The following is a 13,060-nucleotide window of genomic DNA, read 5'->3' on the forward strand; positions in this document are numbered from 1 at the left end:
GCATCCGGACGGGGCCTTTCGCTGTCGACTACAGGGCGGCGACGCGGGTCAGGAAGTCCTTGGCGATCGGGGCGGCCACGAGACCACCGCTCCTGCCCTCCTCGACCAGCACGGCGAAGGCGACGTCCCCCTGGTAGCCGGTGAACCACACCCGTGGCGGGGCGTCCGGGTCGGTGCCGTACTCGGCGGTGCCCGTCTTGCCCCGCAGCTGGCCGCCCGGTGCTCCACTGGCCTCCGCGCCCGACCCGCCCGCGACGACCGACAACATCATCGCGCGCAGGTCGGCGACAGCCTTCCCGTCGATGGGGCTCGGTCGCGGCGTGGTCGCCTCCGGCCCCTTGACGAGGACCGGGGCGAGGAAGGTGCCACGCCCGATGCTGCCGGACATGACGGCCAGCGCCAGCGGCGAGACCTCGACCCGGCCCTGACCGATGGATGCCGCTGCGGCGTCGGTGCCGCCGGTGGTCGCCGGCACGCTGCCGTCGAAGGCGCCGGTCACGCCCACGGTGTCGGCCCACCCCGCCCCGATCCCCAGCGTCTTCGCGGCCGTGGTGAGGTCATCGGCCTCCAGCGAGTCCGCCAGGCTCACGAAGGCGGTGTTGCAGGACTCCGAGAAGCTCTTGGAGAACGGTGGGCTGCCGGGCAGGGAGCTGCCCCCGAAGTTGCCGAACTCCAGCCCGTCGACGGTGGTGGTCTTGGGGCAGGGCACCGGTGACGTGGGGGTGATAATGCCGTTCGTGAGGTACGCGTAGGTCGTCGCCACCTTGAACGTCGAGCCCGGCGGGTAGCGACCGGTCAGTGCGCGGTCGAAGCCGCTGCTCGGGCTGTTGGCCGCCGCGAGCACCTCCCCGGTCGGGACGTGCACCGCGACGATCGCCCCGGGGACCTTCAACTCGGCCGCGGCCAGGGCCTCCTCTGCGGCGCCCTGGATGCCGGGGTCGAGGGTCGTGACGACATCGGTGCCGTCCGTGGCGGCCTGCTCGAAGAGCACGACGCCACCGCTCGTCTCGACCCGCAGGCCCACGGCGCCGGCCAGCTGCTGGTCGTACTGCGCCTGAAGGCCACTCAGCCCCGCACGGTCACCGGCGACGTAACGGCCATCGCTCTTGTCGACCACCTCGGCCGTGACCTCGCCGACGGTGCCGAGGAGCGGTTGGCCGAAGGTTCGGGTGACGGCGAGCGGCTGCTGCGACGTCGGGGCGATGACGCTCGGTGCCAGGGCCGTGATCTTCGCCGCCCGCGGCTCCCAGTCGGCGTCGCGGTAGCTGATGACCGGGATCGGGGCCTTGGAGCCCGACGCGGTCGCCTTGGCGAGCGCGTCGGTGAGCGACCCGGCATCCGCGTCGACGATCGGCTCGAGAGCGGCCACCGCCTCGGGGGTGGCGTTCACCGGGTCGATCGCCACGTTGTGCACCGTGCCGAGCGGCATGAGCGGGTCGCCGGCCCGGTCGACGAGGTCGCCGCGCTCGCCGGTGGTGCGCTCCATCGAGAAGGTCTCGCCGGGTGGCAGGTCGGGGTGCCACGGGGTGCCGGCGCTCGGCGTGGCCACCTGCCACGTCTCACCCGAGCGCGTCACCGTGGTGGGCACGCTGTACGACCAGGCCACCTCGCCCGGCAGGGTCCACCGCACCGCGAGGTCGGCGGATGCCGTGTCGCCGTCACGCGCGCTGTCGCCGACGGTCACCTCGACCGGGGCCTCGCCGAGGTCCTTGACCACGTCGGGGAAGGTGTCACGCAGCGCGGTGTCCGCGAACGGGACGGTGCTGACGTCCTTGGCGACCCACGCAGCGGCGAAGGCCGCGAGCGCCGCCTTCGCCGCGGCATCCTGCTCGGACCCCTGCTGGCGCCACCACCACACTCCGCCCGCCCCCGCGACGAGCACGAGGAGGGCGGCGACGAGCAGGGCGATGCGTGACTTCATGCCCCCAGTCAACTACGCCCCACCGACCGAACCGACGCGGAAGTTCAGATCGCACGCAGCAATTACGGCGTGCGATCCGAACTGCTGCGTGCCCTGAGCCGCGGAGGCGGAGGGAGCCGCGGAGGCGGAGGGAGTCGCGGGGTGGGCGGGTTCGTCCCTCACCCGACCACGCCCGCTCCCAGCATCCCTCTGCACTCCGCCACAACGACAACGCCCCGCTCTCGCGGGGCGTTGTCGTTGTGGCGGAGGCGGAGGGATTTGAACCCTCGATGGGCTTGAGACCCAAACCGCATTAGCAGTGCGGCGCCATAGACCGGACTAGGCGACGCCTCCAACGTCGCACAGGGTAACTGTCCGGGCACCCGGCGGGCAAAGCGACCCCGTCCTTGTCTCGTTTGGGCCTGCCGTCAGCCGTGGTTGCTGCCAGACTCCAGCCATGAGCCACACGGGGGATCCAGCAGGACCGACAGCGCCCCCTGCGCTGCAGCAGACCGCGACTGCCGTCCCCCAGCAGGCGCCGCCACCCGCTCCTCAGCGGGACTCGACGCGCATCATCGCCCTCGTGGCGGTCGTCGTTGCGGGCGAGGAGATGATGATGCCGTGAGCAGCCCCGACGGACCCCCCTTGGTCCCGCCGACCCCTCCCACCCCGACCACCCCTCAGCCGACCCCCGCTCCGACCGTCCCCAGCAGCCATCCGTACGGTGCTCCGGCGTGGAACCAGCCCTCGGCCGCGTACAGCGGGTGGGCCCAGCCACAGCCCATCGGTGAGCCGGAGGGGCAGGCCGCCCTCCGCAAGGCCCGCACCGCACTCGGCTGGGCGATCGGCGCCGCCGTCGCCGCAGGCCTGGCCCTGCTGACCGCGTTCGTGGCCGTGATCATCGGCGCAGTGAGCTCCGACCCGTACCTCGACGACAGTGCGTTCTTCGAGTCGCTGCGGGGCGAGGTCGTCGCGTTGCCCGAGGGTTCGGCCCTCAGCGGCGACCGTCTCGAGGCAGCCCTGGGCAACGTCCTGCTCGACTACTACGACGAGGTCGACGGGCTCACGTGCCCGGACACGGCATCCGTGCGCGCCTCGACGGCGATCGTCTGCACGGCCGAGATCGACACCTACCCGTGGACCGGGGTCGTCTTCTTCGAGGATGCCGAGGGCAGCTTCGTCGTCCTCGAGCTCTGAGTGCGCCTCGCGGACCCCGGTTTGCCAAGATGGCATCGTGCCCCTGACGATTCGCCCCGCCCACGCCGATGAGTTGGATGCCGTGGGGCGCCTCACCGTCGACGCCTACGTCTCCGGGGGCGTCATCGACCCGGGCTCCCCGTACCTGTCGTTTCTCTCGGATGCCGTCGCGCGCGCCCGGGGTGCCCAACTGTGGGTGGCGCTCGACGAGCGGGGTGTCGTCGGCACGGTGACCTTCGTCGAACCGGGGTCGCCGATGGCCGAGGTCGCGCGCCCCGGTGAGGCGGAGATCCGCACGCTGGCAGTCGACCCGGCATCCGCGGGTCGTGGCATCGGCGAGGCGCTGACGCGCCGCATGCTCGACCTGGCGGTCGAGCGGGGGTTCGATGCGGTGGTGCTGTGCTCGTCGACGACGATGCGCGCCGCGCACCGGCTCTACGAGCGGCTCGGATTCGTGCGCTGCCCTGAGCGTGACTGGTCGCCACGCGAGGACGTCGACCTCATCGCGTACTCGCTGCGCCTGACCTGACCTGACAGCGCGACTTCTTGCACTCCAGCCACGCCCTGAGGTGGCTGGGGTGCAAGAAGTCGCGGTCTTGTCGCCGCTCACTCTGCGGGGAGCAGCACCGAGAACGTCGTGTCGCCCGGCCGGCTCGACATCTCGACGCGCCCACCGTGGGCCTGGCCGACGGCTGCGACGATGCTGAGGCCCAGACCGGTCGAGCCACCGTTGCGAGTACGGGCGTCGTCGCCGCGGGTGAAGCGCTCGAACACGGTGGCCTGCACCGCGTCAGGCACGCCGGGGCCGTCGTCGTTCACCGAGATCCGCACGAGCGAACCCTCGGGGCGCACCCGTGTGATCACGCGAGTCCCCGCCGGGGTGTGGGTGCGGGCGTTGGCGAGCAGGTTGGCGAGGATCTGGTGCAGCCGGGCCTGGTCACCGGGCACCTCGACCGGTTCCTCCGGCAGGTCGAGTTCCCACACGTGGTCGGGGGAGGCGGCGTGCGCGTCACTGACCGCGTTGACGGCGAGCAGCGACAGGTCGACGGGTTCGCGCTCGAGCGGCCGCCCGGCATCCAGGCGGGCGAGTAGCAGCAGGTCCTCGACGAGCACCTGCATCCGCAGCGCCTCCGACTCCACCCGCCCGATGGCGTGGGTGACGGTCGGCGGCACCGGCTCGCTCTCGCGGCGGGTCAGCTCGGCGTAGCCACGGATGGAGGCCAGCGGCGTGCGCAGCTCGTGGCTCGCGTCGGCGACGAACTGCCGCACCTGGGTCTCGCTCTCCTGGCGGGCGTGCAGGGCCGACTCGACGTTGTCGAGCATGGTGTTCAGTGCCAGGCCGACCTGGCCGACCTCGGTGTTCGGGTCGGCGTCGTCGGCGGGCACCCGCTCGGCGAGGGCCACCTGGCCCGAGTCGAGCTTCAGGTCGGAGACCCGGCGCGCGGTGGCGGCCACCCGGTCGAGCGGAGCCAGGCTGCGCCGGATCAGCACGGTGCCGCCGACGCCCACGGCGACGAGCCCGAGCATCGTCCCGCCCGCCACGAGGGCGAGCAGCTTGGCCAACAGCTCGTCGACCGGGTGCGTCGACACCCCGACGATGAGGCGGCTCCCGCCGGGCAGGGTGTCGGCCTTGAGCAGGTACGTGCCGACGTCCCCGCCGATCTCGACCCGGCGCGGCTGCGTGCCGACGTCCGCCCGCGCGATGCGGCGCACCTGCCTGGCGTCGAGCACGTCGTCCTCGCGGTCCTCGTTCACCACGGCATTGATGGCCACCCCGGATGCCGTCGTCGCGACCGTGCCGTCGGCCTTCAGTCCCAGCACCAGCACGTCCCCGCCGCCGGGGGCCCCCGGCCTGTCGCCGCGCCCCCGTGGGGGGAGGGTGCGGCCGTCGCGGTCGCGGTCGACGTCGACACGGGAGAGGACGGTCGACAGGTCGGAGACCAGGCCCCGCTCGAGGTAGCGCTGGGTCTCGAGCAGGGTGAGCGCGCCGGTCGCGAGCATGATGACGGAGAACAGCGCCAGCATCGAGGCGAGCAGCTTGGACCGCAGCGTCCAGCGCGAGGGAGGGGACGGCATCCGATCAGCCTGCCGGATCAGTCGGCGGGCTTGAGCACGTAGCCCACGCCGCGCATCGTGTGGATCATCGGGTCGCGCCCGGCGTCGATCTTCTTGCGCAGGTAGGAGATGTAGAGCTCGACGACGTTGGCCTGGCCGCCGAAGTCGTAGTTCCACACCCGGTCGAGGATCTGCGCCTTCGAAAGCACCCGCTTGGGGTTGCGCATGAGGTAGCGCAGCAGCTCGAACTCCGTTGCGGTGAGGTGGATCTCGTCACCTGCGCGGGTGACCTCGTGGCTGTCCTCGTCCATGGTGAGGTCCCCGACGACGAGCAGCGAGCTGCCCTCGTCGGTGGCGACGGTGGTGCGCCGCATGAGGGCGCGCAACCTCGCGACGACCTCCTCGAGGCTGAACGGCTTGGTCACGTAGTCATCGCCGCCGGCGGTGAGGCCGGCGACCCGGTCTTCCACGGCATCCTTCGCGGTGAGGAACAGCACGGGCACGTTGGGGTCGTCCCCGCGCATGCGACGCAGCACCTCGAGGCCGTCGAAGTCGGGCAGCATCATGTCGAGCACGACGGCGTCGGGGCCGAACTCCTTGGCCGCGCGAACCGCCGCGAGCCCGCTGGCCGCGGTGCGCACCTCCCAGCCCTCGTACCGCAGTGCCATCGAGAGCAGCTCGGTGAGGTTGGGCTCGTCGTCCACCACGAGCACCCGCACGGGCGAGCCGTCAGGGCGGAGCAGGGCGGGGGCACTCACGGGGCGGGTCGTCATGGGCCACAGTCTGGTCGTGGGCGCTGAGGTGGGTCCATGGTTTTGCTGTGTGCTTCCTGTGTGTCGCACCGGGTGGTGTTCGGCCCCTGGATGCTTGCCAGCGCACCGATGGCGGGGGCACAGGTGCTGCACAGGCGCCGTCGTCACAGTCGAGGCAGGTAGTCACCACCTCCACCGAAAGGCGCCACCATGGCCAAGCGACCCGAAGACCACACCGACCAGCCCGAGAACACCGGCCAGTCCGAGCTGCCCGACCGGACCGAGCTGATCCCGCAGGCCTCGGACGACACCGAGCGCTTCGAGAGCGTCGACACCACGCGGATGCCGTCCGCGGCCGAGGTGCCCGCCGCACCTCCCGCGGTGCATACGCCGGCCTGGGCCGCCGCTGTCACCCCCGCGGCTGCGGCTGCGGCTCCGGCCAAGACCAAGGGCAAGGGTGCGTGGTGGACGGGGCGTCTTGCCCTGGCTGGTGGCGCGCTCGCCGCAGGGCTGCTGCTCGGCGGTGTCGTCGGGGCGACGGCCGCAACGGTGGCCGGCCACGACGATCGGGGCAGCCAGATCAGCGAAGGTGGTGGCGCCGGGTTCGAGGGCCGCGGTGAGGGCCGAGGCGGGCTCGGCCACGGGCCGCGAGGCATGCAGGGGGACGTTCCCGACGGCAGCGAGGGACAGGGGCAGCTCCCCGGGGGCGGCCAAGGTCAGGATGAGGGCCAGCTTCCAGGTGGCGGCACCTCGACCGACCCGGGCGACGCCAACGGTACGAGCCAGACCACCTGAGTACCGCCAGCCAGCCCACCTGAACGACTAGGTCGGCGGTCGAGAGTAGGCGAATCGCCGTCAGAGCAGAGCACTGCACGGCGATTCGCCTACTCTCGACGAGCGCGGTGGCGGCCACACGGCATCCGGAACCGCCCCGCACACCCAAAGGGCCCCACCGACACCAGTCGGCGGGGCCCTTCGTGGTCCGGCGGGGACCGTCTGTCAGGCGCTCTCGAGGCGCGCCTTGAGCGTGGCCAGCTCGTCAGCGAGCTGGGTGGGGAGGGTGTCGCCGAACTTGGCGAACCACTCCTCGATGAGCGGAAGCTCCTTCTCGCGCCACTCCTCGACGTTGACGGCGAGGGCCTTGGCGACCTGCTCCTCGCTCATGTCCAGGCCCGTGGTGTCGATCGAGCCGGGGGTGGGCACGAGGCCGACCGGGGTCTCGACGGCCTCCGCGGAACCGTCGAGGCGCTCGACGATCCACTTGAGCACGCGGGCGTTGTCGCCGAAGCCGGGCCACAGGAAGGAGCCGTCCTCGTCGTCGCGGCGGAACCAGTTGACCTGGTAGATCTTCGGCAGCTTCGACTCGTCGGCCTGCTTGCCGATCTCGAGCCAGTGGTTGACGTAGTCGCCGGCGTTGTAGCCGATGAAGGGCAGCATGGCCATCGGGTCGCGGCGCACGACGCCGACGGCGCCGGTCGCGGCAGCGGTGGTCTCGGACGACAGCGTCGCGCCGATGAACACGCCGTGGGCCCAGTCACGCGATTCGTAGACCAGCGGCACGGTCGTCTTGCGGCGGCCACCGAACAGGATGGCGTCGATCGGCACACCGTTGGGCTCGTCGTACTCGTCGGCCATCATCGGGCACTGCTTCGCGGGGGTGCAGAATCGGCTGTTCGGGTGGCTGGAGGGAACGCCGGACTCGGGGGTCCAGTCGTTGCCCTTCCAGTCGGTGAGGTGCGCTGGCTTCTCGGGGGTCATGTCCTCCCACCACACGTCGCCGTCGTCGGTGAGGGCGACGTTGGTGAAGATCGAGTTGCCCTTCTCCACGGTGCGCATCGCGTTGGGGTTGGTGTGCTCGCCGGTGCCGGGTGCGACGCCGAACAGGCCGAACTCGGGGTTGACGGCGTAGAGCCGGCCGTCGGGGCCGAAGCGCATCCAGGCGATGTCGTCGCCGACCATCTCGGCGGTCCAGCCCTCGAGGGTGGGGTCGATCATGGCGAGGTTGGTCTTGCCGCACGCGCTCGGGAAGGCACCGGCGATGTAGTGCTTGGAGCCGGTGGGGGAGACGAGCTTGAGGATGAGCATGTGCTCGGCCATCCAGCCGTCGTCGCGGGCCATGGCCGAGGCGATGCGCAGGGCGTAGCACTTCTTGCCGAGCAGGGCGTTTCCGCCGTAGCCCGAGCCGTAGGACCAGATCTCGCGGGTCTCGGGGAAGTGCGCGATGTACTTGGTGTCGCTGCACGGCCACGCGACGTCGCTGACGCCCTCGGTGAGCGGGAAGCCGACCGAGTGCAGGCCCTTGACCACAGAGGCGTCGGGGTTGGCCTCGATGGCCGCGAGCACGTTGGCGCCGATGCGGGCCATGATCTTCATCGACACGACGACGTAGGCGGAGTCGGTGATCTCGACGCCGAACATCGGCACGTCGGCCTCGATGTGACCCATGACGAACGGGATCACGTACATCGTGCGACCGGTCATGCACCCCTGGTAGAGGTCGGTCATGATCGACTTCATGTCGGCGGGGGACTTCCAGTTGTTCGTGAAGCCCGCGTCACGCTCGTCCTCGGAGCAGATGAAGGTGCGGTCCTCGACGCGCGCCACGTCGGACGGGTCGGATGCCGCGTGGAAGCTGTTGGGCTTCTTGTCGGGGTTCAGTCGGGTGAAGGTGCCGGACTCCACGAGCAGGGTCGTCAGGGCGTCCCACTCCCCGTCGGATCCGTCGACCCAGTGGATCGAGTCCGGGGTCGTGAGCGCAGCGACCTCGTCGACCCAGGCTTGGAGGCCTGCGTGACTGGTCCCTGTCGTGTGCTCTGCCTGCGTGGTCATGGTGGTCCTTCCGCCGGTCCTGCTCACTGGTGGCCACCCCGCTGCGCGAACCCGCGAGCCCGCCTGACGCGGTGGCTCGGCGCCCGCCGCTGGGAGCCTGTTCCTCCACCGTAGGCCGGGGTACTTGCAGGTAACCACCGCGGAAGCGCTTGCACCTTATGAGGCTCCTCACAAGCGATGGAGGCCACTGAAAACTCTTGCAAGGGCACTGAAAGAGCAGGTCAACGCCGTCGTTCGGGCGCTGGGAGTGCCAGGCGGGGGCGGATGCCGTGGCACGGCATCCGCCCGCCCGTCGCCGTCGTTGCCCCTCAATTTCTCGGTGTGCGGGACGCTCCGGTAGTGTTCTCTCTCGTTGCGTTCCGACGTGACGCTGCGCCCGTAGCTCAACGGATAGAGCATCTGACTACGGATCAGAAGGTTAGGGGTTCGAATCCCTTCGGGCGCGCTCTGTGTTGAGACAGACGACGGGCCCCCGACCAGCGGAAACGCTGCCGGGGGCTTACTCGTGCCCGGCATCCGGACGGTCTCCGCGGATGCCGTGGGCCCTAAAATGGGCCCCAAAATTCGCGCCCGGGTGCTCGGGTCGGGTGGGCTGACACTGGGGTCGTGAGGACAACAATTTGGGTCGGATGTGGCCACGGGGCGCCCGTTCGGGGCCTTTGGGGGTCATGGACACCACACCGCACCCACAGCCCACCCAGGCCGCGTGACCCAACCTGTCACCTATCCGTGCAGCAGTCCCGAACAACGCGGCATGAGCGTGCGCTAGTCGGAGGTCCGGGAGTGTGCGTAGGTGCGTGCGAGAAGCCAGACGGAGCCGACCAGGCTCGCCGCGGCAGCCAGGCCAAAGAAGAGGCTTGGAATCACCACCCCTCCGTAGGCATCGGCGCACGTTGGGTGGGGCAACGGCGAGGGTCGCCCAATCAGGGCAGGTCCGCAGTCGATGAAGTTGCCGTCTGGCTCCACACCAGTGAGCGGGACGGCGGCGAAGAACCAACTCAGGAGGAGGGCAGTAACCGCAAGGCTGGCCAGAATGGCCGCAGTGACCACTGGGTGCTTCTTGATGAACGTTGGGCGCTGCGGCGAGGTAGCCGCAGGCCCTGCCTCTACCGCGCTCGTCATGGGGAGGACGGTACGGCCTCTCGCCGCCGAAAATCAGCAGTTCCAGATCTGAACGCCCGATCCGCGGCATGAGCGTGCGGATTCTGGGCACTCCTCGAAGGAGCGACGTCGCCGCCGCGGTCGTCGGATACTTATGTCCATGCGTTCGCCCGTTTCGTTTGCCCTCGGCTTGGCTCTCGCTGCAGTCGCGGTGACAGCCTGCAGCAGTGACGAAAACCCAACGCCACACCCTCAAATGACAGCATCCGGTTCGACGGTGCGGCTTGTTGGCGACGCAGATGCAGACCTGCTCCTTTACGTGAGCAACCAGTCGTTCGAGGACGGCGATGTCCGTCTGAAGCTCACCGTGGATGGCGTCACGGTCGTCGACGGTGAGTTCCACGTGGAAGGGCAGCACAACTGGATCCGCTTCCCTCTGGGCCTCCTGCCGGGAAGGCACATCCTCACCGCGGAGTCTGACACCGGGGCCACCTTGACGGAGTCCTTCGAGGTGCCGGGCAACGAACCGCGCTACGCCGTCGTCAACTACTGGGCGGAGGACGACGCCCCAGAACTCACGTGGGACTTCCAGCGTGAACCCGTGGGCTTCGCCTGAGCCGCGAGGGTGTCCGCCCTAGCCCTCCGAACATCGCGGCAGTTGAGTACGTTTCCGCAACGATCGCCGCAGCCCGGCCGAGTGCACGACCCGCCGCCCTAGATTTTCGGTCGTGACCCGGCTGCTTGTGACCCTGTGCGCCATCGGCGCGCTGTCGGGGTGCACCGTCCCGGTGGTGGGGTCGGCTGGGATCGGGGTCGACCAGGAAGGGCGTCCAGTCGGCTACCTGGCGGTCTGCGACGAGCACATCGATGGAGCCACCCTCTACTACGAAGACACGACCGCGACCTCAGCCGAGGACCGCAGCGTCGACGCCGGCACCTGGACTGCCAACTCACCGATCACGTCGTTCGCCGCATGGTCGCTGAACGGGCCCCACGCTGGCTGGACGGCCGCTCTTGATCTCGCCGAACTGCAGGCGGACCGCGAATACACGCTGTACGGGTGGACCCACGACAACAGCAGTTCGACGGGGTCGGTGACGGTCAGTGGGACACGCCTGCGCGAGATGACGCCCGGCCAGGTCCTGTACCTGTCCGGCTACGACGAGAAGGCCGACCAGGACTTGTACACCACGGGGTCGGTCCGCGAATTCCAATCATTCGCATGCAGCTGATGAGTTACCGCAAGGCGGCATGAGCGTGCGCTAATCGGAGGTCCGGGAGTGTGCGTAGGTGCGTGCGAGAAGCCAGACGGAGCCGACCAGGCTCGCCGCGGCAGCCAGGCCAAAGAAGAGGCGTGGAATCACCACCCCTCCGTAGGCATCGGCGCACGTTGGGTGGGGCAACGGCGAGGGTCGCCCAATCAGGGCAGGTCCGCAGTCGATGAAGTTGCCGTCTGGCTCCACACCAGTGAGCGGGACGGCGGCGAAGAACCAACTCAGGAGGAGGGCAGTAACCGCAAGGCTGGCCAGAATGGCCGCAGTGACCACTGGGTGCTTCTTGATAAACGTTGGGCGCTGCGGCGAGGTAGCCGCAGGCCCTGCCTCTACCGCGCTCGTCATGGGGAGGACGGTACGGCCTCTCGCCGCCGAAAATCAGCAGTTCCAGATCTGAACGCCCGATCCGCGGCATGACCGAGCGGAGCCTGAGCGGCGGCGCAATACTGAGCCAACGAAGGGAAGTGCCTCAATGGGCAACGGTGGATTCGGCTCCGACCTGTGGAAGAACGTGCAGGCCGTCAAGCTCGGTAGGCACGGGGGTATCGAGGCCCCCGTGCGCGCGAACTCACGCCAAGGCATCGTCCTCGGACAGGATGCGGTGGCCAAGAGCGACGCCGCTGAGGCCATCGCGGCGCCGGCGACCGACCGCAAAGCCCGTCGACGGTGGAGTCGCCTATTCCGACGTTAGGAAACGCCGACATCGCGGCATATCAGGGCGGTGCTCAACGCCCGCGGCGGGGCGTTCTGAGCAGTTCGATGGTGCAGGTGGGGCCGGCCGCATGGGCAAGGCGCCGGTCGCCAGTGAGCAACGTCGCATCCAGCGCCTCAGCCAGGGCGACGTAGGCGGCGTCGTAGGTGGTCACGTTGTCCCGCAGCTCCCAACAGCGTGGTAGCAGCGCCAGATGCGAGGCGCGGTGCATGGGCAGCGCCCCGAGGTCTGTCATGGCCAGATCCGCCCGGCGGTTGTCGAGCATCCCGGCACGGTTCTGTCGACGCAGTACAGAGGCGACCTCAAGGTCGACCAGTTCCGGGGCGGCCAACGTCTCACCCCGCAGCCGGGTGCGAGCGGCATCCCCGTCCGGGCCGTCATCGGCCAACGCGACCGCAAGGACGCTGGCGTCAACGACGAGCACGATCCCCCTGCACAGCCTTGACCGCGTCTGCGAGCGGGACAGATCCGCCGGAGCGCCCGCCGGCCCGGTCGAGGACCTCCTCCAAAGTCGGCTGGCTGGCCTCAGCGATCAGCCGGGAACGCAGGTACTCCTGCAACGACTGGTGCGCGGCTGCGGCCCGTTGGCGCAACACCGCATGGGTGCTCTCGGGCACATCCTTGATCTGAACACTCGGCATGGCGCCATTATGGCGCTACAAGCGCCAATTCACAACCGCCCGACCATCGGCATGTGAGTGAAACGTGACGCCCCGACGTCGCCACTTGCCCCGGCGCTCATAGCACTTGCTATCGTATGGTGATGGATGCAAGGTTGGCGGAGGTTGCTCGCACGAGCGATGCCGCGACTCGCCATGCCAGGAACGAACTGGTTCGGGCGGTGCGCGAGGCGGCCGCGGCTGGGATGACACAGGCTCAGATTGCTGCCGAGATCGGGCGGAGCCAGCCGGAGGTGTCTCGGTTGCTGCGGTTCCACGGCACGACGCCCTTGGCGCGGAGGCTGCGTGCGTCGCGCGCCGAGGTCCTGCGGACAGTCGCGGAGGCCGGGGGCAGGGATGTGCGGGTGTTCGGTTCGGTGGCGCGCGGTGAGGACGACGAGGGGTCGGACGTCGACCTGCTGTTCGTCATGGGGCGGCCGCTCAGCCTGATGGAGCTGGGCCGGCTCGAGGACGAGGTCTCAGCCGCGGTCGGGGTGCCGGTCGACTTGGTTCCTGAGAGCTCCCTCCGTCCTGCTCTGCGTGACAGTGCTCTGGTCGAGGCGGTGCCGTTGTGAGACGCC

Annotated in this window: 14 protein-coding genes and 2 tRNA genes; 9 read left to right on the forward strand and 7 right to left on the reverse strand. The window is 69.7% G+C overall.

The window, feature by feature from the left end; all coding sequences use genetic code 11:
- Positions 1 to 28 precede the first annotated feature (28 nt).
- Positions 29 to 1,921: a penicillin-binding transpeptidase domain-containing protein gene (locus C8E84_RS12595; RefSeq protein WP_159902628.1), complete on the reverse strand. Its 1,893-nt coding sequence runs from the start codon at positions 1,919 to 1,921 to the stop codon at positions 29 to 31.
- A 240-nt stretch (positions 1,922 to 2,161) separates the two neighbouring features.
- Positions 2,162 to 2,254 (reverse strand) — tRNA-Ser (locus tag C8E84_RS12600).
- Positions 2,255 to 2,357: 103 nt separating this feature from the next.
- On the opposite strand from C8E84_RS12600, the gene C8E84_RS12605 reads away from it, so the two are divergent.
- From C8E84_RS12605 to C8E84_RS12615, 3 genes are read left to right on the forward strand one after another with little or no spacing between them, the layout of a single operon-like run.
- Positions 2,358 to 2,525: a hypothetical protein gene (locus C8E84_RS12605; protein ID WP_159902630.1), complete on the forward strand. Its 168-nt coding sequence runs from the start codon at positions 2,358 to 2,360 to the stop codon at positions 2,523 to 2,525.
- Complete coding sequence (locus tag C8E84_RS12610; RefSeq protein ID WP_159902632.1) at positions 2,522 to 3,097, forward strand: hypothetical protein; 576 nt, start codon at positions 2,522 to 2,524, stop codon at positions 3,095 to 3,097. The genes C8E84_RS12605 and C8E84_RS12610 overlap by 4 nt, the downstream gene beginning before the upstream one ends.
- 37 nt (positions 3,098 to 3,134) lie before the next feature.
- Positions 3,135 to 3,626 carry a GNAT family N-acetyltransferase gene (locus C8E84_RS12615; protein WP_246196924.1) on the forward strand — a complete coding sequence of 164 codons (492 nt, stop codon included), beginning with the start codon at positions 3,135 to 3,137 and terminating at the stop codon, positions 3,624 to 3,626.
- A gap of 77 nt (positions 3,627 to 3,703) precedes the next feature.
- On the opposite strand, the gene C8E84_RS12620 is transcribed toward C8E84_RS12615, so the two are convergent.
- Together C8E84_RS12620 and C8E84_RS12625 are read right to left on the reverse strand one after the other, a co-directional pair.
- Positions 3,704 to 5,173: a sensor histidine kinase gene (locus C8E84_RS12620; protein WP_159902634.1), complete on the reverse strand. Its 1,470-nt coding sequence runs from the start codon at positions 5,171 to 5,173 to the stop codon at positions 3,704 to 3,706.
- Positions 5,174 to 5,190: 17 nt separating this feature from the next.
- Positions 5,191 to 5,925, reverse strand: a complete 735-nt coding sequence (locus C8E84_RS12625) for a response regulator transcription factor (protein ID WP_159902636.1) — start codon at positions 5,923 to 5,925, stop codon at positions 5,191 to 5,193.
- A 189-nt stretch (positions 5,926 to 6,114) separates the two neighbouring features.
- Between C8E84_RS12625 and C8E84_RS12630 the strand changes: the two genes are divergently transcribed.
- Positions 6,115 to 6,699, forward strand: coding sequence for a hypothetical protein (locus tag C8E84_RS12630; protein WP_159902638.1), 585 nt, complete (start codon positions 6,115 to 6,117; stop codon positions 6,697 to 6,699).
- A gap of 204 nt (positions 6,700 to 6,903) precedes the next feature.
- Here the strand turns inward: C8E84_RS12630 and C8E84_RS12635 are convergent, their stop codons facing one another.
- Positions 6,904 to 8,733, reverse strand: coding sequence for a phosphoenolpyruvate carboxykinase (GTP) (locus tag C8E84_RS12635; protein WP_159902640.1), 1,830 nt, complete (start codon positions 8,731 to 8,733; stop codon positions 6,904 to 6,906).
- A 372-nt stretch (positions 8,734 to 9,105) separates the two neighbouring features.
- Between C8E84_RS12635 and C8E84_RS12640 the strand changes: the two genes are divergently transcribed.
- The 4 genes from C8E84_RS12640 (at position 9,106) to C8E84_RS12655 (ending at position 11,799) form a co-directional block, all read left to right on the forward strand.
- Positions 9,106 to 9,178, forward strand: a tRNA-Arg gene (locus tag C8E84_RS12640).
- 975 nt (positions 9,179 to 10,153) lie between these two features.
- On the forward strand, positions 10,154 to 10,450 hold the full coding sequence (locus C8E84_RS12645; protein WP_159902642.1) for a hypothetical protein: 297 nt from the start codon (positions 10,154 to 10,156) through the stop codon (positions 10,448 to 10,450).
- 112 nt (positions 10,451 to 10,562) lie between these two features.
- The gene (locus C8E84_RS12650; protein WP_159902644.1) at positions 10,563 to 11,066 is read left to right on the forward strand and encodes a hypothetical protein; all 504 of its coding nucleotides are present in this window, start codon (positions 10,563 to 10,565) and stop codon (positions 11,064 to 11,066) included.
- Positions 11,067 to 11,580: 514 nt separating this feature from the next.
- Positions 11,581 to 11,799 (forward strand): hypothetical protein, encoded by a 219-nt coding sequence (locus C8E84_RS12655; protein WP_159901185.1) that lies wholly within the window; start codon positions 11,581 to 11,583, stop codon positions 11,797 to 11,799.
- A 34-nt stretch (positions 11,800 to 11,833) separates the two neighbouring features.
- On the opposite strand, the gene C8E84_RS12660 is transcribed toward C8E84_RS12655, so the two are convergent.
- Positions 11,834 to 12,244 carry a type II toxin-antitoxin system VapC family toxin gene (locus tag C8E84_RS12660; RefSeq protein WP_159902646.1) on the reverse strand — a complete coding sequence of 137 codons (411 nt, stop codon included), beginning with the start codon at positions 12,242 to 12,244 and terminating at the stop codon, positions 11,834 to 11,836.
- A complete protein-coding gene (locus C8E84_RS12665) occupies positions 12,231 to 12,461 on the reverse strand; it encodes a FitA-like ribbon-helix-helix domain-containing protein (RefSeq protein ID WP_159902648.1) in 231 nt (76 codons plus the stop codon). Before C8E84_RS12665 ends, C8E84_RS12660 begins: the two co-directional genes overlap by 14 nt.
- A 224-nt stretch (positions 12,462 to 12,685) precedes the next feature.
- Between C8E84_RS12665 and C8E84_RS12670 the strand changes: the two genes are divergently transcribed.
- Positions 12,686 to 13,054: a nucleotidyltransferase family protein gene (locus tag C8E84_RS12670; protein WP_211675534.1), complete on the forward strand. Its 369-nt coding sequence runs from the start codon at positions 12,686 to 12,688 to the stop codon at positions 13,052 to 13,054.
- The last annotated feature ends 6 nt before the right edge of the window (positions 13,055 to 13,060 follow it).

The sequence above is a fragment of the Ornithinibacter aureus genome (genome assembly GCF_009858245.1).
Lineage (GTDB): Bacteria > Actinomycetota > Actinomycetes > Actinomycetales > Dermatophilaceae > Fodinibacter > Fodinibacter aureus.